Here is a 20106-nt window from a genome sequence, read left to right as displayed (position 1 = left end):
CCACATCCTGCCCGCCTAGGCCGTGATCGGCGCGGCGAGCCAGCCCTCCGGGATGCCGAACGCGTCCACCAGCTCCCGCGCGTCGGGCCGCAGGCCGCCGCACAGCTCGTTCACCGCCTGCGACACCGCCTTGGAGCGCTGCGGGGTGAGCCGCCCGTGCTCCAGGAACCACGCCCGGTCCGCCTCGATCGTGCTCAGCGCGTACAGGTCGCACACGCGGTCCAGCAGCTCGCGCGCCGACGCGTCGGCGCACCGGTCGACGGCCGCCACGAACGCCTCCAGCACCACCCTGTCCACGTGCGCGCGGGCCGCGTGCAGCACGTGGTCCTGCGCGGCGTTGAACACGTCGAACGCGTCGTCCTCCGACGCCCGCCGCAACCGCCGCGCCAGCCCCTCCAGCACGTGCCGCTCGCGGTCCTCGAACTGCCGCAGCTGCCAGCCCCGGTCCAGCAGCGCGTCGGAGCTGCCCGACACGAGCCGGCCGATGATCGCCCGCGCCGCCGTCCGCTCGATCACCACGCCCACCGCCTGGTCGGCCACGAACCGCACCATGCCCCACGGGTCCAGGTCGCCCACGTGGTCCCGGTAGCTCGTCAGCAGTCCTTTCGCGACCAGTTGCAGCAGGACGGTGTTGTCGCCCTCGAACGTGGTGAACACGTCGGTGTCGGCCTTGAGCCCGGCGATCAGGTTCTCACCCAGGTAGCCGGCGCCGCCGCACGCCTCGCGACACGTCTGGATGGTGTGCGTGGCGTGCCACGTGGACACCGCCTTCAGCCCCGCCGCCCGCGACTCCAGCTCCCGCTGCCGCCGGTCGTCCTGCTCCCCGCCGTGCGCCTCGTGCAGGGCGTGCACCAGTTCCTCCTGCGCGAAGTGCAGGGCGTACGAGTGGGCCAGCGCGGGCAGCAGGCGCCGCTGGTGCGTCAGGTAGTCCAGCACCACGACCTCGTCACCGGTGCCGGGCCGGGTGAACTGCCGCCGCTTCTCCGCGTACCGGATCGCCAGGGCGAGCGCCTTCTTGGTGGCGCTGCCCGCCGCGCCCGCGACGCTGATCCGGCCGCGCACCAGCGTGCCGAGCATGGTGAAGAACCGGCGGTTCGCGCCCTCGACCGGGCTGGAGTACGTGCCGTCCGGCGCGACGGCGCCGTACCGGTCGAGCAGGTTCGCGCGCGGCACGCGCACGTGGTCGAACGACAGCCTGCCGTTGTCCACGCCGTTGAGCCCCGCCTTGGGCCCGCAGTCCTCGATGGTCACGCCGGGCAGCGGGTTGCCGTCCCCGTCCCGGATCGGCACGAGGACCGCGTGCACGCCGTGCTGCTCGCCGCCGGTCACCAGTTGCGCGAACACCACGGCCAGCCGGCCGTCGCGGGCCGCGTTGCCGATGTAGTCCTTGCGCGCGTCCCGGTCGGGCGTGTGCACCACGAACTCGCCGGACGCCGGGTCGTAGGTGGCGGTGGTGCGCAGGTGCTGCACGTCCGACCCGTGTCCGGTCTCGGTCATCGCGAAGCAGCCGGGCAGCTCCATCGACATGATCCCCGGCAGGTAGCGGGCGTGGTGCTCCTCGGTGCCCAGCGCCTGCACGGCCCCGCCGAACAGGCCCCACTGCACGCCAGCCTTGACCATGAGCGACAGGTCGCCGAAGCCCAGGACCTCGAACGACACCACCGAGCCGCCCACGTCGCCGTGCCCGCCCTGCGCGACCGGGAAGCCGGTCAGCGGGTGCCCGTCCTCCGCCAGCACGCGCATCTGCTCCAGCACCCACGCCCGGTGCTCCTCGCGCGGCAGGTCGTGCACCGGTTCCACCTTGCCGAGCAGGTCGAGCGAGCCGCGGCGCAACTCGGCCCAGTGGCCGTCGAGCAGCTCCCGCAGCGCTTCGGTCCGGTTCACCACGACGTGACCCCCGTTCTGCCTCAGGACACCTGGTATACCCGCCGGTAACCCCGTTGACGAGTGGTGTCCATCACCCGATCGGTGGAACGGTGTGCTTGCGGACGTGCTCGAACAGCAGGTTCGTCTGCACCTCGCTGACCTCGCGCCGGGTCGTGAAGCGGTCCAGCACGAGCCGCTGGAGGTGCGCGGTGTCGGCCACGGCGACGTGCACCAGGAAGTCCTCCGGGCCCGCCACGTGCGACATCGCCAGCACCTCGGGCAGGGACAGCACGTACTCCATGAACGGCTCCACGATCGCCCGCGTGTGCGGCCGCACCCGGACCGCGATCATCGCCTGCACCGGCCGCCCGACGGCCGTCAGGTCCACCTCCGCGTGGTAGCCGGTGATCACCCCGCGGTCGCGCAGCCCCCGGTGTCGCACCACGCAGGTGGACGCCGCCACGTTCACCCGGTCCGCCAGGTCCTTGTTGGGCAACCGAGCGTCCTTCTGGAGCTCCTGGACGATCGCCACGTCCACCGAATCCAGCACGCCGAACTCCCTTGTCCGCCGAACGACCTGCGGAAGTTTCCCCCGAACAGTGACGAGAAGTCCACGATCGGGCCATGACACGCTTGCGAACCACGGCGGTGCACGGCGGGCGCGACGACCTCGCCGACCTCGGCGTGCACGCCCTCCCGATCGACCTGTCCACCACCTACCCGGTACCGGACCAGGCCGAGGGCGGCCACGCGCTGCAAGCCTTCGCGGACGGCGCCGCCCACGCCGGCTCCCCGGTCTACGCGCGGCTGCACAACCCCACCGTCGCCCGGTTCGAACGCGCGCTGGCCGCGCTGGAGGGCACCTCCGCCGCGGTCGCGTTCGGCAGCGGCATGGCCGCCGTCACGGCCGTCGTGCAGGCCGCCTGCGTGCTCACCGGCAAACCGCACGTGGTGGCCGTGCGCCCGCTCTACGGCGGCACCGACCACCTGCTGTCCTCCGGCCTGCTCGGCGTGCGCACCACCTACACCACCGCCGACCGGGTCGCCGACGCCGTCACCCCCGACACGGGGCTCGTGGTCGTCGAGACGCCCGCCAACCCCAACCTCGACCTGCTCGACGTCGCCGCCGTCGTGGCGCGGGCCGGCGACGTGCCGGTCGTCGTGGACAACACCTTCGCCACCCCCGTGCTCCAGAACCCGGCCGCGCTCGGCGCCGCCTACGTGCTGCACTCCGGCACCAAGTACCTGGGCGGGCACGGCGACGTGCTCGGCGGCGTCGTGGCGTGCGCCGAGGAGCACGCCGGGCCGCTGCGCCAGGTCCGCATCGTCACCGGCGCCGTCCTGCACCCCCTGGGCGGCTACCTCATGCACCGCGGCCTGGCCACCCTGCCGCTGCGCGTCGAGGCGGCCCAGCGCGGCGCCGTGGAACTCGCCCGCAGGCTCGCCGGCCACCCCGGCGTCGAGTTCGTCCGGCACCCCAGCCTGCCCGGCGCCGACCCCGCCGGCCTCGTCGGCACGCAGATGCGCGGCCCCGGCGCGGTGCTCGCCCTCGCCACCCGCGAGGACCCCGTCGCCGTCGTCCGCAGACTCGCCCTCGTCACCCCCGCGGTGAGCCTCGGGTCGGTCGACACGCTCATCGAGCACCCGGCCGCGCTCACCCACCGGCTCGTGCCCGGCGAGGCGCGCGAGGCGTCCGGCGTCCCGGCGAACCTGCTGCGCCTCAGCGTGGGCCTGGAGGACGTCGAGGACCTCTGGGACGACCTCGACCAGGCCCTTTCCGGCCCTCGCGCGATGCGCCGCACCCCCTCCTCCCCCCGCGGTGCCCGGGAGCTGGTGGAGACCCACTAGCGTTCGGCCACCACGGACGGGCGCGAGCGGTCGACCGGGTCGCCTAGGCTGGTGGGGATCTGCACGAGGAGGAAGTCCGGTGTCCGTCGTCGGTGTCCTCGCCCTCCAGGGCGACGTCCGTGAGCACCTGGTCGCGCTGGCCGAGGCCGACGTGCTCGCCCGCCCGATCCGCCGGCCGGAGGAGCTGGCCGAGGTCGACGGCGTGGTCCTGCCCGGCGGCGAGTCGACCACCATCAGCCGGTTGCTCGCGACGTTCGACCTGCTCGAACCCCTGCGCGCGCGCATCAAGGAGGGCATGCCCGCCTACGGCTCGTGCGCCGGGATGATCCTGCTCGCCGACACCGTGCTCGACGGGCGGCCCGACCAGCACCAGCTCGGCGGCCTCGACATCGTGGTGCGGCGCAACGCCTTCGGCCGCCAGGTGGACTCCTTCGAGGCCGACCTCGACTTCACCGACGTGGGCGACGTGCACGCCGTGTTCATCCGCGCGCCGTGGGTCGAGTCCGCGGGCGACGACGTGGAGGTACTCGCCCGGGTGCCCGAATCCGAGGACGCGGGCGAGGCCGCCGGTAGGATCGTCGCGGTTCGGCAGGGGCACGTGCTCGCCACCTCGTTCCACCCGGAACTGACCGGTGACGGGCGCGTCCACCGCCTTTTCGTGGACATGGTCCGTGCCGCGGGCTGAGTGATTCGACGGAGGAGAAATGAGCGGCCACTCAAAGTGGGCGACCACCAAGCACAAGAAGGCCGCAATCGATGCCAAGCGCGGCAAGCTCTTCGCGCGGCTGATCAAGAACATCGAGGTGGCGGCCCGCACCGGCGGCGGTGACCCGGACGGCAACCCGACGCTGTACGACGCCATCCAGAAGGCGCGGAAGAACTCCGTGCCGCTGGACAACATCGAGCGCGCCCGCAAGCGCGGCGGCGGCGAGGAGGCCGGCGGAGCCGACTGGCAGACCATCATGTACGAGGGCTACGGCCCCAACGGCGTGGCGGTCCTGGTCGAGTGCCTCACCGACAACCGCAACCGGGCGGCCACCGAGGTGCGCGTCGCGATGACCCGCAACGGCGGCTCGATGGCCGACCCGGGCTCGGTGTCGTACATGTTCAGCCGCAAGGGCGTCGTGATCCTGCCGAAGGGCGAGCTGGCCGAGGACGACGTCCTCATGGCGGTCCTCGACGCGGGCGCCGAGGAGGTCAACGACCTGGGCGAGAGCTACGAGGTCGTGTCCGAGGCCGGCGACCTGGTGGCAGTGCGCAAGGCGCTCCAGGACGCGGGCTACGACTACGAGTCGGCCGAGGCCAACTTCCTGCCGTCGGTGACGGTGCAGCTGGAGGCCGAGGGCGCGCGGAAGATCTTCAAGCTGATCGACGCGCTGGAGGACTGCGACGACGTGCAGAACGTCTACGCCAACTTCGACGTGTCGGACGAGGTCATGGCCGAGGTCGGCTGACCGCTCCCCGTCCGCGCGACCCCCGTGCCGCACCGGCGCGGGGGTCGCGGCACGTCCCGCGCCCGCGCGACACCGGGCACAATGGGGTGGTGACCGCTCCCACCCCCCAGGAACTGGAACTCCGCGACTGGCTGCTGGAGCAGGCCGAGCTGCACGGCCACGCCGTCGTCACCGTGCCCGAGGACGCCGAGGGCGCGGGCTACTCGTTCTCCGTCGGCGCGTGGCGCCGGTTCGGCATCGCCGAGGCCGTCGTCCTGGGCCTGCCGCCGGAGCACGCGCAGGTGCTCATTCGCGCCTACGTCGACCGCGCCCGGCAGGGTGAGCGGTTCGTGCCCGGCAAGCTGTACCGGGACTTCTTCGACGGCGTGCCCATCACGTTCGAACGCGTCTTCAAGGGCTTCTACCCGGAGTTCTTCGGCAGCGCGTTCCTGCTCTACGGCAAGGGCGACTTCGCTGCGCTCCAGATCGTCCTGCCCACCGCGGAGGGCAGGTTCCCCTGGCACCACGACGCGCCCGTGGGGTTCGGCGACTGGCAGCTGCTGCTGACGGAGTCGGGCCGGCCGGAGAGCTGGGAGCCGGGCGTCAACGGCCCGTGACCCCGGCGCGCGCCCGGCGTGTGCACTGGACCACTCGCGGGGTCGTCGGTTTTCCACCGTACGCCCATCCGGCGTAACGTGAGCCGAACGCCGCGGGTGACATCGTTGACATCAGGAGGACCCAGTGAGCGCCACGAGCGCCGTCTCCACCCCGCAGCGGGGCTTCTTCGGCCACCCACGAGGATTGTCCACGCTGTTCTTCACGGAGCTGTGGGAGCGCTTCTCCTACTACGGGATGAAGGCGATCCTCGCCTACTACCTGTACCGCTCCACGGCCGAAGGCGCTCTCGGGCTCGACAAGAGCTTCGCGCTCTCGCTCGTCGCGATCTACGGCGCCGCCGTCTACATGTCCGGCGTGGCGGGCGGCTGGCTGGCCGACCGCGTGCTGGGCGGCCAGCGGGCCGTCTTCCACGGCGGTGTGCTGATCATGCTCGGGCACGTCGCGCTGGCGCTGCCGATCGGCCTGGCGGGCGTCTACGCCGGCCTGATCCTGATCGTGCTGGGCACCGGCCTGCTCAAGCCGAACATCTCCACGGTCGTCGGCGGCCTGTACGCCAAGGACGACCCGCGCCGCGACGCCGGCTTCACGATCTTCTACATGGGCATCAACCTCGGCGGCTTCCTCGCGCCGCTGGTGTGCGGTTTCCTGGGTGAGAACTACGACTGGCACCTCGGCTTCGGCGCCGCCGCCGTCGGCATGGCGCTCGGCCTGGTCGTCTACCGGCTGGGCAGGCGCGGCCTGGGCGACTCCGCCGCCGCGCCGACGAACCCGCTGCCCGAGGGCGACCGCGCCCGCGTGATCGGCCGCATCGCCGCCGTCACCCTCGGCGCGGTGGCCGTGGTGGCGCTGCTCGTGGTGCTCGGCGTGCTGGGCGCGGAGGGCGTGATCAACCTGATCAGCCTGTTCTCCGTGCTGCTGCCGATCGGCTACTTCGCGGTGATGATCCGCAGCCCGCGCACCACGTCGGACGAGCGCTCGCGCGTCATCGCCTACATCCCGCTGTTCATCGCGGCGGCCATGTTCTGGCTGCTGTTCGAGCAGAGCGCCACGGTGATCGCCGCGTTCGCCGACACCCGCGTGGACAACTCCTTCCTGGGCCTGGCGTTCCCGCCGTCGTTCATCCAGTCGATCAACCCGGTGATGATCATCGCGATCGCGCCGCTGTTCGCGCTGCTGTGGGTGAAGCTGGGCAGGCGCCAGCCGGTGACGCCGCGCAAGTTCGGCTACGCGCTGCTGCTGGTCGGCCTGTCGTTCCTGCTGATGATGATCGTCAGCCAGGGCGACCCGTCGGTCCGCGTGAGCTTCCTGTGGCTGGTGCTCATGTACCTGGTGATGACCTGCGGCGAGCTGCTGCTGTCCCCGGTGGGCCTCTCGGTGACCACCAAGCTGGCGCCGCGCGCGTTCGCCTCGCAGACCATGGGCCTGTGGTTCCTGGCGGCGGCGGCCGGCCAGGGCGTGGGTGCGATCGTGGTGCGGTTCTACAGCGACGAGACGGCCGTGACCTACTTCGGCGTGCTCGGCGGCGTGGCGATCTTGCTGGGCGTGGCGCTGGTCGCGTCGACCAAGTCCATCCACCGCCTGATGCGGGGCGTGGACTGAGGTTCCGCGCCGGAGCGGAGAGGCGAGGACCCGCCGCGGCGGCGGTGCGGCGGGTCTGCTCGCCGGTTCCAGTCTGCACCACGACCCCGTGGTTCAGCCGGTGATTTCCACTATCGGGTGTCGATGTGTCGCGTGCGCCGGAACGGTGCCCGTCGTGACGGGGAAGTGGGCGGCGCCGCGGATGACGCGGGACGGGCGGCGGCGCACGCGGCCCGCGGGGCGCAGGTCCGGGAAGCGGGTGAACAGCCCGCGCAGCGCCGCGGCGGCCTCCATCCGCGCCAGGCCCGCGCCCAGGCAGTAGTGGATGCCCGAGGAGAACGCGAGGTGCTCGCGCACGTCCGCGCGGTCGGGGTCGAAGCGGTGCGGGTCGGCGAAGACGGCCGGGTCGCGGTTCGCCCCCGCGAGCAGCAGCATCACCGGAGTGCCCGCGGGCACCCTCGTCCCGGCGATCACGGTGGACTCGGCCGGCACGCGCACCGTGTACTGCACCGGCGGGTCCGTGCGCAGGGTCTCCTCGACCACGGCGTCCGCGTGCGACGGGTCGGCGACGAGGCGTTCGCGGACGGCGGGGTCGCCGAGCACGGCCAGCACCGCGTTGCCGATCAGGTTGACCGTCGTCTCGAACCCGGCGACCAGCAGCAGCCCCGTGGTGGCGACCAGGTCCTCGCGGCTCAGGTCCTCGCGGGACACCAGCGCCGAGACGGCGTCGTCGCCGGGTTCGCGCCTGCGGAAGGCGATCAGGTCGTCCAGGAACGCGTCGAACTCGCGCAGCGCGGTGTGCAGGGCGCGCATCTCGCCCATGTCCCGCACGCCGTCGATCGCGTTGACCAGCGCGCTGCCCCACCGGGCGAACGACGCGTGGTCCGCGTTCGGCACGCCGAGCAGCTCCGTGATCACCTGGATCGGCACGCGCGCCGCGAAGTCGCCCACCAGGTCGAAGGTCCCGCGCGCGGCGACCTCGTCGAGGTGGGCGTGGACGACGCGCTCGACGGTCGCGGCCTGCGCCCGCAGCCCGCGCGGCGTGAACCACGGCGTCACCAGCCGCCGCAGCCGCGTGTGGTCGGGCGGGTTGCGCACCAGGAACGACTCCTCCACCGGGTTCACCAGCCGTCGCCCGCCCGCGTGGGCCGTGGAGTCCACGGGCGCCAGCGCGTTCGGCGGCAGCACGCCGAAGCCGGGGTCGCGCAGCAGCGACGAGCACACCTCGTGCGACGCGGTGAGGTAGAGGCCCAGCCGGCTCCGGACCAGCACGCCGGCGCGGCGCACCCGTTCGTACTCGGCGTACGGGTCGTGGGCCGACCCCATCCCGACGACCCGGGCGGCCGGGTCGCCGAGCAGGGCGTGGGCGCGGACGGCCGCGCGCCCCAGTAACAGCAGCGTTGCGTTCTTCACCGTGGACGGCATGCGCCCACGGTGTCGCAGTCGCCGCAAAGGATCAAGGACACGGCACGGGAACGGTGCCCGGATTCCCGTCAGCGGGTGACCACCAGCGACGCGAGCCGCCACGTGCCGCCGTCCGGGATCGGTCGGGGTTCCCCGACCAGTGCCAGGTCCGGGAACCGCCGCAGCACCGCGCCCAGCGCCACCTCGGTCTGGACCCGCGCGAACGCCGCGCCCAGGCAGAAGTGCGGGCCGTGCGAGTAGGCGAGGTGACCGGCGCCGGGCGCGCGGGTGACGTCCAGCTCGTCGGGCGAGTCGAACGCGCGGGGGTCGCGGTTGGCCGACGCGATCGCCGCCGTCACCGCCTCGCCCGCGCCGATCACGACGTCCCCGATCACCACCTCCTCCGTCGTGTACCGGGGCGTGGTGAGCAGCTGCGGCCCCACCCACCGGGTCAGCTCCTCCACGGCGCCGGGCAGCAGGTCGGGGTCGGCGCGCAGCGCGGCGAGCTGGTCGGGGTGCGTGAGCAGCGCGTGCAGGGCGTTGGTGACGAGGTTCGTCGGCGTCTGCCCGGCCAGCACCAGGTGCCACACGAGGGCGACCAGCTCGGTGTCGGTGAACCGGTCACCGTCCTCGGCCCGGGTGCGCAGCAGCTCGGAGACCAGATCGTCGCCCGGCTCGGCCCGGCACCGCGCCACGGCGGCCCGCGCGCCCTCCACGATCTCCGGGACTGCCTTCGTGAACGCCGTGCCGTCGCCGTACCCCGCGGCGACGGCGGCGCCCAGTTCCCGCCACCGGGGCCGGTCGGCCACGGGGATGCCGACGAGCTCGCAGATCGCCTCCATCGGCAACGGGCGGGAGAGGTGGACGTGCAGGTCCACCTCTCCCTCGGGCAGCGCGTCGAGCAGCCCGTCCACGATCCGCTCGAACCGGGGCCGGAAGGCGTCGGCGCGCCGGGCGGTGAACGCGGGGGAGGCGAGCCTGCGCAGCCGGGTGTGCTCGGGGCCGTCCAGCTCGGACATCGTGCGCATGTACCGGAGGCAGTGCTCGGGGATGCCGGGCGGGCGCAGGTAGCTCTTGGCGTCCATCGCGAAGCGCGGGTCGGTGAGCATCGCGCGGGCGTCGCCGTGCCGGGTGACGATCCACAGCGAGCCCAGGCCGGGCACGGGCATCCGCGCCACGGGGGAGTCCTCGCGCGCCGCGCCGTAGGCGGTGAACGGGTCGAGCAGCACGCCGGGGTCGGCGGGGTCGATCTCGGGAACGGTCAACGCATCCTCCGGATGTTGAGATCAGATGTTCTTGCCATCTGAATGACGACGGTATCGTGAGCCGACGACGCGGGCGGACGAGGGGGTGCGGAGGTGCGGCTGAGCAGGGCCGAGACGCAGGAGCGCAACCGGGCGCGGGTGCTCGCGGCGGCACGCGAGGAGTTCGCCGAGCGCGGGTTCCGCGACGCCAAGATCGACACCATCGCCCAGCGCGCCGACCTGACCAGGGGCGCGGTGTACTCGAACTTCCCCGGCAAGCGCGCCCTCTACTTCGCGGTGCTCGCCGACCTCGCCGCACGGGCCGCCGCCCCGCCGTCCGCCCGCGCGGGCGAGGACCTGCGCGGCTCACTCGGCGCGCTCGCCCGCGCCTGGGTCACCTCCCTCGCCCACGACCCGCTGCACCGCGACTTCCTGCCCGAGGTGACCGCCGACGACGCCACGCGGCGGCCGTTCGCCCAGCTGCTCGCGCTCGACGCCCTGCTGCTCGCCCTCGCCATGGAGGCCCTCGACCCCGTCACCCGCACGCCGGGCGCGCCGCACCACCGCCTGTCCCGCGACGCCCAGGCGGTGCTGACGACCCTGCACGGCGCGTCCCAGCTCGCCGCCGCCGCCCCCGGCTTCGGCGAACCGTTCGACGTGGTCAGCGCGTGCGAGCAGCTCGCCGGGCTGGACCTCACCGACTGGTGGGTGCCCCCCGCCGGACCGCCGGTGACCAGGTGCGACGCGCCGTGGGACCCGCCGGTCGGCGTCGACCTCGTGCGCGACGCGCCCGTGACGCCCGGACCCGACGGCGTGGTCGTCGTGCTGGGGCTCAACCGCCTCGCCGCGGCCGAGGACGCGGCGCGCGGCGGCGGACCGGTCACCGTGGCGGTGGTGACCGGCGAGCCGGGGGAGCTGGCGCCGCTGGCCCGCTTCACCGTCACGCAGCTCACCGGGTGCCTGCGGCAGGCGTTCCCCGCCGCCGCCTGGCCCCGCGTCGCGGTGGTCTGCGACGAGACCGCGGCCCTCGCCCGCGCGGCCGGCGTGCCCGCGGTCAGCGACGAGACCGAGGTCGCCGTGCGCGTCGAGGCGGGGCGGGTGGTCGCGCGTGCCGAGGGCGCGGGCGCGGGTCACGCGGTCCGCGCCGCGCTCACCCCCGGGGTGCGGGCGCGCACCTAGCTCCGGGGCGTGGGCGCGGACCTGGTGGCGCGCGCCGTGCGGCCGGCCGCCGGGCGGCGTTCCAGGACCTTGCGGAAGTCCTCCGGGATCGGCGTGCTGCGCAGCTCCGGCGTGCCGAACGAGACGTACCGGTTCCAGCCCGCCGCCACCGGCGTGCCGTCCACGTCCGCGTCGAACCCCATGGTCAGCGTCGTCGTGCCCAGCGTGCGGACGCGCACCGCGATCCGCAGCAGGTCGTCGAACCGCGCCGGGTTCAGGTAGCGGATCGACGTCTCGGCCACCACGAAGTCCACGCCGTGCCGCTCCAGCTCCCGGTAGGAGCCGAGCAGCGACCGCAGCGTCTCCACCATGGCCGCCTCGAAGAACACGGCGTAGCGCGAGGCGTGGACGATCCCCTGGCGGTCGCAGTCGACCGGGCGCACCCGCACCCGGTGCACGTGGGCAGGACGCGGGTCGGCCATGCGCGCGATACTAGGGCGTCACGCGCCCGCGCGACCTCGGCCCAACGGTGACTGCTCCGAGTGGCGCCGCCCCGTCAGCCGGTCCGGCGGTGCCTGCGGACGCTCTCCTCGACCAGGTCCAGCACCGGCTCCAGGTCGTCCGCCGGCAGGCCCATCGCCAGGTGCGACACCAGGCCCTCCAGCACCAGCTCCAGGAACGAGGTCAGCACGTCCACGTCCACGTCGTCGCGCAGGTTGCCCGCCTCGCGCTGGCGGGCCAACCGCTGCCGCGTCGCGTCGGTCAACTGCCGCGACCGCTCCGCCCACCGGGCCCGGAACTCCGGGTCCGTGCGCAGCCGGCGCGACACCTCCAGGCGGGTGCCCAGCCAGTCGGCCGGGTGCTCGGCGTCGCTGGGGCCGGGCGCCGACAGCAGGTCGCGCATCACCTGCACCAACCCCTGCTCGGCCACCACCTCCGCCATCCGCAGGGCGTCGTCCTCGGCGAGCGCGAGGAACAGCGACTCCTTGTCCCGGAAGTGGTGGAAGATGGCGCCCCTGGACAGGCCGGTAGCCTCCTCCAGGCGGCGGACGGTCGCGCCTTCGTAGCCGAAGCGCGCGAAACACGCACGCGCGCCGTCGAGGATCTGGCGGCGGCGGGCATCGAGGTGGTCCTGGCTCACCCTGGGCACCGGTCGATGTTGCCAGTACCGCACTGTGAAATCCAATCAGTACGTACGGCTTGGGCATGTCCCCTTTGGTGTGCATTTGCCGCGTCGGGCTCGGACCACCGGAGTCGTCCTCGCTACGGTGACCCACCGTGACCGCTGGTGAGGAAGTCCGACCGTCGTTGCGCCTGGTGGCGGGCCTCGGCCGGGCGGGGGGCGGACCGTCCACCGCGGACCGCTCCCGCCGCGGGCCCGACCTGATCGACCTGATCCGGCTGGTCGGCGCCGGGCCGGCTCTGGTGCCGCCCGCCGAAGGCGTGCGGGAAGCCGGTACCGGGGTGGTCGTGTTCGAGACCCTGTGCGTGCCGGGACCACTGCGCACGGCCGCGTACGCGCTTGCGCTGGGTGACGGCGACGCGGGTGACGGGCAGCGGACGGCGGTCCGGTACTTCCTGCACGAGGCGGCGCTGCACGCCGAGGTCGGCGACGCGGGCGTGATGGCGGAGCAGTGCGACGCCCTGGCCGAGGCGGCGCGGGAGGCGGCGGTGCGCCTGGTGCCGTTCCGGGCGGGGCACGGGGGGAGGCTGCGCTCCTCGTTCACCGAGCCGTGGGGCGGACCGAGGGGTGGGCTGCTGGAGCGGATAGCGCTGGACGTGCCGGCGTCGATCGACGCCTTCCGCTCCCGAGCCGGGTCCTACCGGGCACGGGGAGGTCCCGCGGACACCGCCGCCCGCGAGCGCACGTGAGCGCACGCGCCCGCGCGAAAGCCGAAGGGCGCGGAGCCGGCCGGCCACCGGCGACCGGCCCGGCGAGGTTGCCGGTGGTGGACGGCGGCCTCGACATCGGGTGACGCGCCGGGGAACCCCCGGTGTCCGTCCACCCGCCCGAGTCCGACAATTCCGTTTCGCCCGACCGGGTGCACCTCGCGCACCCGCCATGTCATTGATCCGCAAGGGTTTCGACCTCCTGCGTGTGTCAGTCCCCCCGTGTAGCGTCGAACGGACGACGAAGATCACGGGGAGTGACACCGTTGACTGCTGTCCGAAACACACCGGCCCCCGGTCCCGCGCCCGCGGTGTTCCGGGACCGTGCCGAGGCCGAGGCCTACGTCGCCTCGGTCTGCTTCAAGCACGGACCTCCGAGGCTGCTCGGAGTGGAACTGGAGTTCACCGTCCACCACGCCGACGACCCGGCCCGACCGCTCGACGCCAGAACCCTCGCGTCGGCACTCGGCAAGCACGCCCCGCCGACCCTGGTCCCCGACAGCCCCCAGCGACCGTTGCCGTCCGGCACCCCGCTGACCGTGGAGCCCGGTGGACAGGTCGAGATCTCCACCCCGCCCCGCGAGTCGTTGACCGACCTCCTCACCGTCGTCGCCGAGGACGTCACCCACCTCCGGGAGCTGCTGGAACCCGCCGGACTGCGCCTCGGGCAACGGGGCGCCGACCCGTTCCGCCCACCCCGCCGCATGCTCCGGGTTCCCCGCTACGCCGCGATGGAACGCGCCTTCGCCCCGCTCGGGCCCGAGGGCATCACCATGATGTGCAGCACGGCCGGCCTCCAGGTGTGCCTGGACTTCGGCCACGCCGAGGACCTCCCCAAGCGCTGGGCCGCCGTCCACGCGCTCGGTCCCGTCCTCAACGCCCTGTTCGCCAACTCGCCGGGCGTCAACGGCCGCCGCACGGACTGGGCCAGCGCGCGGATGCGCACGCTCTACGCCACCGACCCCGTGCGCACCCGCCCCGCCGCGGTGTGCGCGGACCCGGCGCGGGCCTGGGCGAGGCGCGTCCTCGACACGCCCGTCATCGCCATCCGCAGACCCGGGCCGGACTGGGCACCGCCGCACCCGCTGACCTTCGCCGACTGGGTCGGGGGCGCACTGGACCGGCCGGCCACCCGCGACGACCTCGACTACCACCTGACGCTCCAGTTCCCGCCGGTCCGGCCGCGCGGCTACCTGGAGGTCCGCTACCTCGACACCCCGCCGGACGGCCGGTGGCTGCCGCCGGTGGTGCTGATGGCCGCGCTGTTCAGCACACCCGCCACGGTGGACGGCGTGCTCGCGGCCACCGAGACCGCCGCGGGCCGCTGGCTCGCCGCCGCGCGCTACGGCCTGCGGGACCCCGTGCTGGCCCGTGCCGCGCGCGACGTCGTCGACCTGGGCTGCGCCGCGCTGTGCCACACCGACCTGACCGACGAGCAGACGGAGGCCATCGCCGCCGAGCTGCACCGCGCGATCGACGACAAGACCGGCGAGGACAAGACCGGAGGGGGCCGTTCATGACCGCACGGGAGACGACCGGACCGGGCGCCACCACCGGGGCCCTGCGCGACCACGTCGCCGCCCAGCTCACCAGGGCGCGCGACCGCAGCAGGCTCCTCACCGACGCCGTCGACGACCACGACCTCGTGCGCCAGCACTCGAAGCTGATGTCGCCGCTGGTGTGGGACCTCGCGCACATCGGCAACCAGGAGGAGCTCTGGCTGGTGCGCGACGTGGGCGGGCGCGAACCGGTCCGCCAGGACATCGACGAGCTGTACGACGCGTTCAAGCACGCCCGCTCGGCCCGCCCGGAGCTGCCGCTGCTCGGCCCCGCCGAGGCGCGCCGGTACGTCGGCGAGGTCCGCGACAAGGTGTTCGACGTGCTGGAGAGCAGCCCGCTGGAGGGGCGCAGGCTGCTCGACGGCGGGTTCGCGTTCGGCATGATCGTGCAGCACGAGCAGCAGCACGCCGAGACGATGCTGGCCACGCACCAGTTGCGCGTCGGCGACCCGGTGCTGGACGCCCCGCCACCGCCGCGCGGCGGCCCCGTGGGACCGGCCGAGGTGCTGGTGCCCGGCGGCCCGTTCACGATGGGCACCTCGACCGAGGCGTGGGCGCTGGACAACGAGCGGCCCGCGCACCGGGTCGTCACCGACCCGTTCTTCATCGACACCGCGCCCGTCACGAACGGCGCGTACGCCGACTTCATCGCCGATGGCGGCTACCGGGACCCGCGCTGGTGGAGCGAGGCGGGCTGGGCGCACGCCCGGAAGGCGTCCCTGCGCGCGCCCCGCTTCTGGGAGCGCCAGGGCGACCGGTGGCTCCGCACGGCCTTCGGGGTCACCGCGCCGCTCGACCCCGACCAGCCGGTGGTGCACGTCTGCTTCCACGAGGCCGAGGCGTACGCGAGGTGGGCGGGCAAGCGGCTGCCCACCGAGGTCGAGTGGGAGAAGGCGGCCCGCTTCGACCCCGCCACCGGCCGGTCGCGCCGCTACCCGTGGGGTGACGGGGAACCGACGGAGGCGCACGCCAACCTCGGTCAGCGGCACCTGTCGCCGGCGCCGGTCGGCGCGTACCCGGCGGGCGCGTCGGCGCTGGGCGTGCACCAGCTCATCGGCGACGTGTGGGAGTGGACCAGCTCGGACTTCCGCGGCTACGCCGGGTTCGAGGTGTTCCCGTACGCCGAGTACTCGCAGGTGTTCTTCGGACCGGATCACAAGGTGCTGCGCGGCGGGTCGTTCGGGAGCGACGCGTCGGCGGTGCGCTCGACGTTCCGCAACTGGGACTACCCGATCCGGCGGCAGATCTTCGCCGGGTTCCGCTGCGCGCGGGACGCGGAGCGGGACGAGCTGACCTGACGGTGTGCCGCCACCTGGGTTACCTGGGTCCCGCCGTGCCCGTGTCCACCCTGGTGCACGACCCGCCGCACTCGCTGGTGCGGCAGTCGTACGCGCCGGGGGACATGCGCGGCGGCGGCACGGTCAACGTGGACGGCTACGGCGTGGGCTGGTACCCCGCGCCGGGCGGTCCGGCGGTGCGCTACCGCCGGGCGGGCACGATCTGGTCGGACGAGAACCTGGCGCAGCTGTGCCGGGTGGCGGTGTCGGGCGCGGTGCTGGCCGCGGTGCGGTCGGCGACGGTGGGCATGCCGGTGGCCGACACCGCGTGCGCGCCGTTCACCGACGGCCGGTGGCTGTTCAGCCACAACGGCCGCGTGGCCGGCTGGCCGGGGTCCGTCGTGGACCTCGCGCGGGCGCTGCCCACGGCCGCGCTGCTGACGCTGGACGCGCCGACCGACTCGGCGCTGCTGTGGGCGCTGGTGCGGTCCCGGCTGGCGGCGGGCGAGGGCCCCGCCGCCGCGCTGGCCGGCGTGGTGTCCGACGTGGCCGCCGCCGCACCCGGCTCCCGGCTCAACCTGCTGATCACCGACGGCACCGCGCTCGCCGGCACCACGTGGACCCACTCCCTGTGGGTGCGCGCGGGTGGCGGCGCGGTGACGCTCGCCTCCGAGCCGCTCGACGACGACCCGCGCTGGCGCGAGGTCCCCGACGGGTGCGTCGTCGCGGCTGATGTGTCTACAGTGGACGTTCAACCGATTGGACGAGGATGACCGAGCCTGTGCTGGACGTGCACCTGACGCCCGAGGACGCCGCGGTCGCGCTGCGCGCCGAGGCGAGGGCCGGGCTGACCGCGTACCCCAAATGGGTGTCACCCAAGTGGTTCTACGACGCGGTCGGCAGCCGGCTGTTCGAGGAGATCACCCGACTGCCCGAGTACTACCCGACCCGCGCGGAGCGGGAGATCCTGCTGGAGCGGGCGGCGGAGGTCGCGGCGACGACCGGCGCGCACGCCCTCGTCGAGCTGGGGTCCGGTTCGTCGGAGAAGACGCGGCTGCTGCTCAGCGCGCTGCGCGACCAGGGCTCGCTGCGCGAGTTCGTGCCCCTGGACGTGTCGTCGTCGGCGCTGGTCGAGGCGGCGCGGGCGATCCTCGCCGACTACCCCGGCCTGCACGTGCACGGCGTGGTCGGCGACTTCACCGAGCACCTCGACCTGCTGCCCGGCACGTCACCGCGCCTGGTGGCGTTCCTCGGCGGCACCATCGGCAACCTGATCCCCGAGGAGCGCGCCAAGTTCCTCTCCTCGGTGCGCGACGTCCTCGACGGAGGGGAGTGGCTGCTGCTGGGCACCGACCTCGTCAAGGACCCGGACGTGCTGGTCCGCGCCTACGACGACGCCCGGGGCGTGACGGCGGAGTTCAACCGGAACGTGCTGCGCGTCCTCGACCGGGAGCTGGACGCCGACTTCGACCCGGACGACTTCGCGCACGTCGCGCTGTGGAACGCCGAGGAGGAGTGGATCGAGATGCGGCTCCGGGCCGTGCGGCCGGTCAAGGCGCACGTGGCGGCGCTCGGCCTCGACGTGACGTTCGCCGAGGGGGAGGAGCTGCGCACCGAGGTGTCGGCGAAGTTCCGGCGCGAGGGCGTGGAGCGCGAGCTGGGCGCCGCCGGGTTCGAGCTCCACCGCTGGTGGACCGACGCCGAGGGCCGGTTCGCGCTCTCCCTGGCCCGCGCCGCCGCCTGACCCACCCGCGAGTCGTACCCCCGACCCGCGCGAGTCGTACGTTCGGGTCCCGAGAGTCGTACGCCCGGGACCCCTGAGTTCTTTACGCGCGAGTGTAGAACTCAGGGGTCTTGGACGTACGACTCTCGGGGGCTGGGGGTACGACTCGCGCAGCGCGCGGGTGAACCGGTCCGCGCGCAGCACCCGGAACGGGCGGGAGTGGAACGGGCGGGCGGCCGGGTCGATCGGCTCGGCCGGGCCCAGTGCGTCGCGCACCGCCGCCAACTGCCCCAGCCCGTCGTGGAACACCCCACCCGCCGGTGGTCTCCGCCGGCCGCTGCGTCGGCGCGGCCGGCCAGTCCGCCGTGGTGACGCCCGCGCGCGGGTCGAACCCGAGCCGCCGGTCGAACCAGGTGCCCAGGTCCGTCACCTCCACGCTCCGCGCCAACGGGCCGTCGGTGTGCGCCGGCACCGCGCTCGCGCCCTCGTCGTCACCGCCGGCGAAGTGCGTCGGGTAGCCCGGGAACACCGTCGGCAGGTGCTCCGACAACGCCGCCCGGACCTCCCCGGCGCGCGGAGCGCTCGGTGCCGAAGCCCAGCACCCCCGACCCGGGACCGATCAGCGCCGCGCTGTGCGGGACCTCCCCGAAGTGCGCCCTGACCAGCGGTTCGACCGCCTCGCGGTAGAAGCGCCGGGACAGTTCGAGGCCGGGGAGGAACCGTTTGCCGGACACGAATCCTCCGTTCTGCGGGTGTTGCTCACCACGAACGAGTGAAAGCCTCGCGCGGTGGCGTCGCGGAGTCACTGAGGGGCGACGCCGAGTGAAGCGAGGGAGCACCACCCCATGCAACTCAGATTCAGAGCACTGGCTCTGACCGTGGCCGCGGGCACCGCCCTCTCCGGCCTGGTCGGAACCGGTCCCGCCGCCGCACAAGACGCCCAGCAGGCCCAGGGCGCGACCCCCATCCAGTGGTCGACCTGCGCCGACGACGTGCTCGCCGAGATCCCCGCGGCCGAGCGCGCCAAGGTCAGCTGCGCCAACCACCCCGTGCCGCTCGACCACGCCAGGCCGCGCGGGCCCAAGATCACGGTCGCGCTCATGAAGCGCCCGGCCGAGGACCAGGCCAACCGGATCGGCTCGCTGTTCATCAACCCGGGCGGTCCGGGTGGTGCGGGCCTGATCTACTCCGCCTACGGCGGCTCGTTCTTCCAGCCCGAGGTCATGAAGCGGTTCGACCTCATCGGCTTCGACCCGCGCGGTGTCGGCCGCAGCACGCCGTTGCGCTGCTTCCAGACCCTGGAGGAGGCCGACGAGGTGTTCGGCCGCATGTCGGCCATCCCGATCACCCGCACCGAGATCCGCGACACGATGGCCGCCACCGTCGACTACACCGACGCGTGCGCCCGCAACGCCGGTCCGCTGCTCCAGCACATGTCCACCGAGGCCGTCGCGCGCGACCTCGACCTGTTCCGGCAGGGCGTGGGCGACCGGCAGCTGACCTTCGTCGGCTTCTCCTACGGCACGCTGCTCGGCGCGACCTACGCCAACATCTTCCCGTCGAAGTCCCGCGCCCTGGTGCTGGACGGCAACGTCGACCCGAAGCTGCGCACCACCAACGGCCCGGAGTACGACCGGCAGCGCGCCAAGGGCGGCTTCGAGCTGGCGCTCGACGCGTTCCTCGACCGCTGCGACGCCGAGGGCGACAAGTGCGCCTACAGCGAGGGCGACCCGCGCGCCAAGTTCGACGAGGTCCGCGACCACCTGCGCACCGAGCCGGTCGCGCTGCCCTCGGGCGAGGTCGTGACGCTGTCCGGCTACGTCGGCCGCGTCGCGAGCGACCTGTACGCGCCGACCCGCTTCAAGGCGCTCGCCGCGTGGCTCCAGAGCGTCTACGCGGTGCTGCACCCCGGTGCGGCGACGTTCTCCGCGCAGGAGCAGGCCGCCCTGCTGCCGCCGCTGAACAACAGGCGCGGCCTGGCCGACATCCGCGCCGGGATCACCGCCGACACCCCGTACGAGTACGACGATTCGTACTACGGCGTGAACTGCACCGACAAGCCGTTCCTGCGCGTGCCGGAGCTGTTCCCGGTGCTGGCCGCGAAGTGGGAGCGCGAGTCGCCCACGTTCGGCCGCTACCAGGCCGCGTCGGACCTGCTGACCTGCCCGACCTGGCCGGTGCCGCGCCCGGACCGCTGGGCGGGCCCGTGGAACAAGCGCACGCCGAACCCGGTCGTCGTGGTGGGCAACTACTACGACCCGGCCACGCAGTACGAGTTCTCCAAGCGGATGACCGCGCAGCTCGGCAACGCGCGGCTCGTCAGCGTGGACGCGTTCGGGCACTGCATCCTCGGCGACAGCGCGGGCGTCGACACCCTGGTGACCGACTACCTGGTCAACCTCAAGGCCCCGGCCGACGGCCAGGTCTTCCAGCCCAACGCCCAACCGTTCTGAACCGGTCGGGTGCGGTCGTCGTGAACGCGACGGCCGCACCCGCCGGCAGCACCGG

General features: G+C 73.6%; 19 protein-coding genes. 12 read left to right on the top strand and 7 right to left on the bottom strand.

The genetic code is table 11. The features are described from left to right. Positions 1-15: 15 nt before the first annotated feature. Both J2S66_RS16985 and J2S66_RS16980 read right to left on the bottom strand, forming a co-directional pair. The gene (locus J2S66_RS16985) at positions 16-1887 is read right to left on the bottom strand and encodes an acyl-CoA dehydrogenase family protein (protein WP_374726089.1); all 1872 of its coding nucleotides are present in this window, start codon (positions 1885-1887) and stop codon (positions 16-18) included. Between the two features lie 70 nt (positions 1888-1957). Then, complete coding sequence (locus J2S66_RS16980) at positions 1958-2416, bottom strand: Lrp/AsnC family transcriptional regulator (protein ID WP_310308077.1); 459 nt, start codon at positions 2414-2416, stop codon at positions 1958-1960. Between the two features lie 74 nt (positions 2417-2490). Between J2S66_RS16980 and J2S66_RS16975 the strand changes: the two genes are divergently transcribed. From J2S66_RS16975 to J2S66_RS16955, 5 genes are all read left to right on the top strand, one after another. Further along, positions 2491-3714, top strand: a complete 1224-nt coding sequence (locus J2S66_RS16975; protein ID WP_310308076.1) for a trans-sulfuration enzyme family protein — start codon at positions 2491-2493, stop codon at positions 3712-3714. Between the two features lie 79 nt (positions 3715-3793). Continuing rightward, positions 3794-4399 carry a pyridoxal 5'-phosphate synthase glutaminase subunit PdxT gene (gene pdxT / locus J2S66_RS16970; RefSeq protein WP_310308075.1) on the top strand — a complete coding sequence of 202 codons (606 nt, stop codon included), beginning with the start codon at positions 3794-3796 and terminating at the stop codon, positions 4397-4399. Between the two features lie 19 nt (positions 4400-4418). After that, complete coding sequence (locus J2S66_RS16965) at positions 4419-5168, top strand: YebC/PmpR family DNA-binding transcriptional regulator (protein ID WP_310308074.1); 750 nt, start codon at positions 4419-4421, stop codon at positions 5166-5168. A gap of 89 nt (positions 5169-5257) precedes the next feature. After that, a complete protein-coding gene (locus J2S66_RS16960) occupies positions 5258-5764 on the top strand; it encodes a DUF4262 domain-containing protein (RefSeq protein WP_310308073.1) in 507 nt (168 codons plus the stop codon). Positions 5765-5888: 124 nt separating this feature from the next. Beyond that, complete coding sequence (locus tag J2S66_RS16955; RefSeq protein ID WP_310308072.1) at positions 5889-7364, top strand: peptide MFS transporter; 1476 nt, start codon at positions 5889-5891, stop codon at positions 7362-7364. Positions 7365-7457: 93 nt separating this feature from the next. Here J2S66_RS16955 and J2S66_RS16950 read toward each other — a convergent pair whose 3' ends face one another. Next, positions 7458-8768 (bottom strand): cytochrome P450, encoded by a 1311-nt coding sequence (locus J2S66_RS16950; protein WP_310308071.1) that lies wholly within the window; start codon positions 8766-8768, stop codon positions 7458-7460. A gap of 68 nt (positions 8769-8836) precedes the next feature. Further along, positions 8837-10012, bottom strand: coding sequence for a cytochrome P450 family protein (locus J2S66_RS16945; RefSeq protein WP_310308070.1), 1176 nt, complete (start codon positions 10010-10012; stop codon positions 8837-8839). A gap of 93 nt (positions 10013-10105) precedes the next feature. Between J2S66_RS16945 and J2S66_RS16940 the strand changes: the two genes are divergently transcribed. Further along, a complete protein-coding gene (locus tag J2S66_RS16940) occupies positions 10106-11170 on the top strand; it encodes a TetR/AcrR family transcriptional regulator (protein WP_310308069.1) in 1065 nt (354 codons plus the stop codon). Here J2S66_RS16940 and J2S66_RS16935 read toward each other — a convergent pair. Both J2S66_RS16935 and J2S66_RS16930 read right to left on the bottom strand, forming a co-directional pair. Then, positions 11167-11631: an acyl-CoA thioesterase gene (locus J2S66_RS16935; RefSeq protein ID WP_310308067.1), complete on the bottom strand. Its 465-nt coding sequence runs from the start codon at positions 11629-11631 to the stop codon at positions 11167-11169. The genes J2S66_RS16940 and J2S66_RS16935 overlap by 4 nt on opposite strands. A gap of 74 nt (positions 11632-11705) precedes the next feature. Then, on the bottom strand, positions 11706-12299 hold the full coding sequence (locus tag J2S66_RS16930) for a TetR/AcrR family transcriptional regulator (protein ID WP_306746481.1): 594 nt from the start codon (positions 12297-12299) through the stop codon (positions 11706-11708). Positions 12300-12427: 128 nt separating this feature from the next. Here J2S66_RS16930 and J2S66_RS16925 point away from each other — a divergent pair, with 128 nt between their 5' ends. The 5 genes from J2S66_RS16925 to egtD all read left to right on the top strand — a co-directional run bounded on the left by J2S66_RS16925 (position 12428) and on the right by egtD (position 17619). Further along, the gene (locus tag J2S66_RS16925; protein WP_310308065.1) at positions 12428-13021 is read left to right on the top strand and encodes a Scr1 family TA system antitoxin-like transcriptional regulator; all 594 of its coding nucleotides are present in this window, start codon (positions 12428-12430) and stop codon (positions 13019-13021) included. Positions 13022-13305: 284 nt separating this feature from the next. Beyond that, positions 13306-14559, top strand: a complete 1254-nt coding sequence (locus tag J2S66_RS16920; RefSeq protein WP_310308064.1) for a glutamate-cysteine ligase family protein — start codon at positions 13306-13308, stop codon at positions 14557-14559. Further along, positions 14556-15896, top strand: a complete 1341-nt coding sequence (gene egtB / locus J2S66_RS16915; RefSeq protein WP_310308063.1) for an ergothioneine biosynthesis protein EgtB — start codon at positions 14556-14558, stop codon at positions 15894-15896. The genes J2S66_RS16920 and egtB overlap by 4 nt, the downstream gene beginning before the upstream one ends. Before the next feature lie 2 nt (positions 15897-15898). Then, complete coding sequence (egtC, locus tag J2S66_RS16910) at positions 15899-16648, top strand: ergothioneine biosynthesis protein EgtC (protein WP_310308062.1); 750 nt, start codon at positions 15899-15901, stop codon at positions 16646-16648. After that, entirely contained in the window at positions 16645-17619 is a 975-nt protein-coding gene (egtD, locus tag J2S66_RS16905; protein ID WP_310308061.1) for an L-histidine N(alpha)-methyltransferase, read from the top strand. The genes egtC and egtD overlap by 4 nt, the downstream gene beginning before the upstream one ends. A 470-nt stretch (positions 17620-18089) precedes the next feature. Here the strand turns inward: egtD and J2S66_RS16900 are convergent, their stop codons facing one another. Then, complete coding sequence (locus J2S66_RS16900; RefSeq protein ID WP_310308060.1) at positions 18090-18332, bottom strand: hypothetical protein; 243 nt, start codon at positions 18330-18332, stop codon at positions 18090-18092. A 111-nt stretch (positions 18333-18443) separates the two neighbouring features. Between J2S66_RS16900 and J2S66_RS16895 the strand changes: the two genes are divergently transcribed. After that, positions 18444-20051 (top strand): alpha/beta hydrolase, encoded by a 1608-nt coding sequence (locus J2S66_RS16895; RefSeq protein ID WP_310308059.1) that lies wholly within the window; start codon positions 18444-18446, stop codon positions 20049-20051. Positions 20052-20106 lie beyond the last annotated feature (55 nt).

This window comes from Saccharothrix longispora, from assembly GCF_031455225.1.
Taxonomy (GTDB): Bacteria; Actinomycetota; Actinomycetes; order Mycobacteriales; family Pseudonocardiaceae; genus Actinosynnema; species Actinosynnema longispora.
This window is presented reverse-complemented; position numbering and strand designations above follow the sequence as displayed.

What these genes read in the sequence shown, in the direction of transcription:
- egtB (WP_310308063.1), top strand. Translation starts at nt 14,556, where the DNA reads ATGACCGCACGGGAGACGACCGGACCGGGCGCCACCACCGGGGCCCTG.
- J2S66_RS16895 (WP_310308059.1), top strand. Translation starts at nt 18,444, where the DNA reads ATGCAACTCAGATTCAGAGCACTGGCTCTGACCGTGGCCGCGGGCACC.
- egtD (WP_310308061.1), top strand. Translation starts at nt 16,645, where the DNA reads ATGACCGAGCCTGTGCTGGACGTGCACCTGACGCCCGAGGACGCCGCG.
- J2S66_RS16975 (WP_310308076.1), top strand. Translation starts at nt 2,491, where the DNA reads ATGACACGCTTGCGAACCACGGCGGTGCACGGCGGGCGCGACGACCTC.
- J2S66_RS16950 (WP_310308071.1), bottom strand. Translation starts at nt 8,768, where the DNA reads ATGCCGTCCACGGTGAAGAACGCAACGCTGCTGTTACTGGGGCGCGCG.
- J2S66_RS16935 (WP_310308067.1), bottom strand. Translation starts at nt 11,631, where the DNA reads ATGGCCGACCCGCGTCCTGCCCACGTGCACCGGGTGCGGGTGCGCCCG.
- J2S66_RS16965 (WP_310308074.1), top strand. Translation starts at nt 4,419, where the DNA reads ATGAGCGGCCACTCAAAGTGGGCGACCACCAAGCACAAGAAGGCCGCA.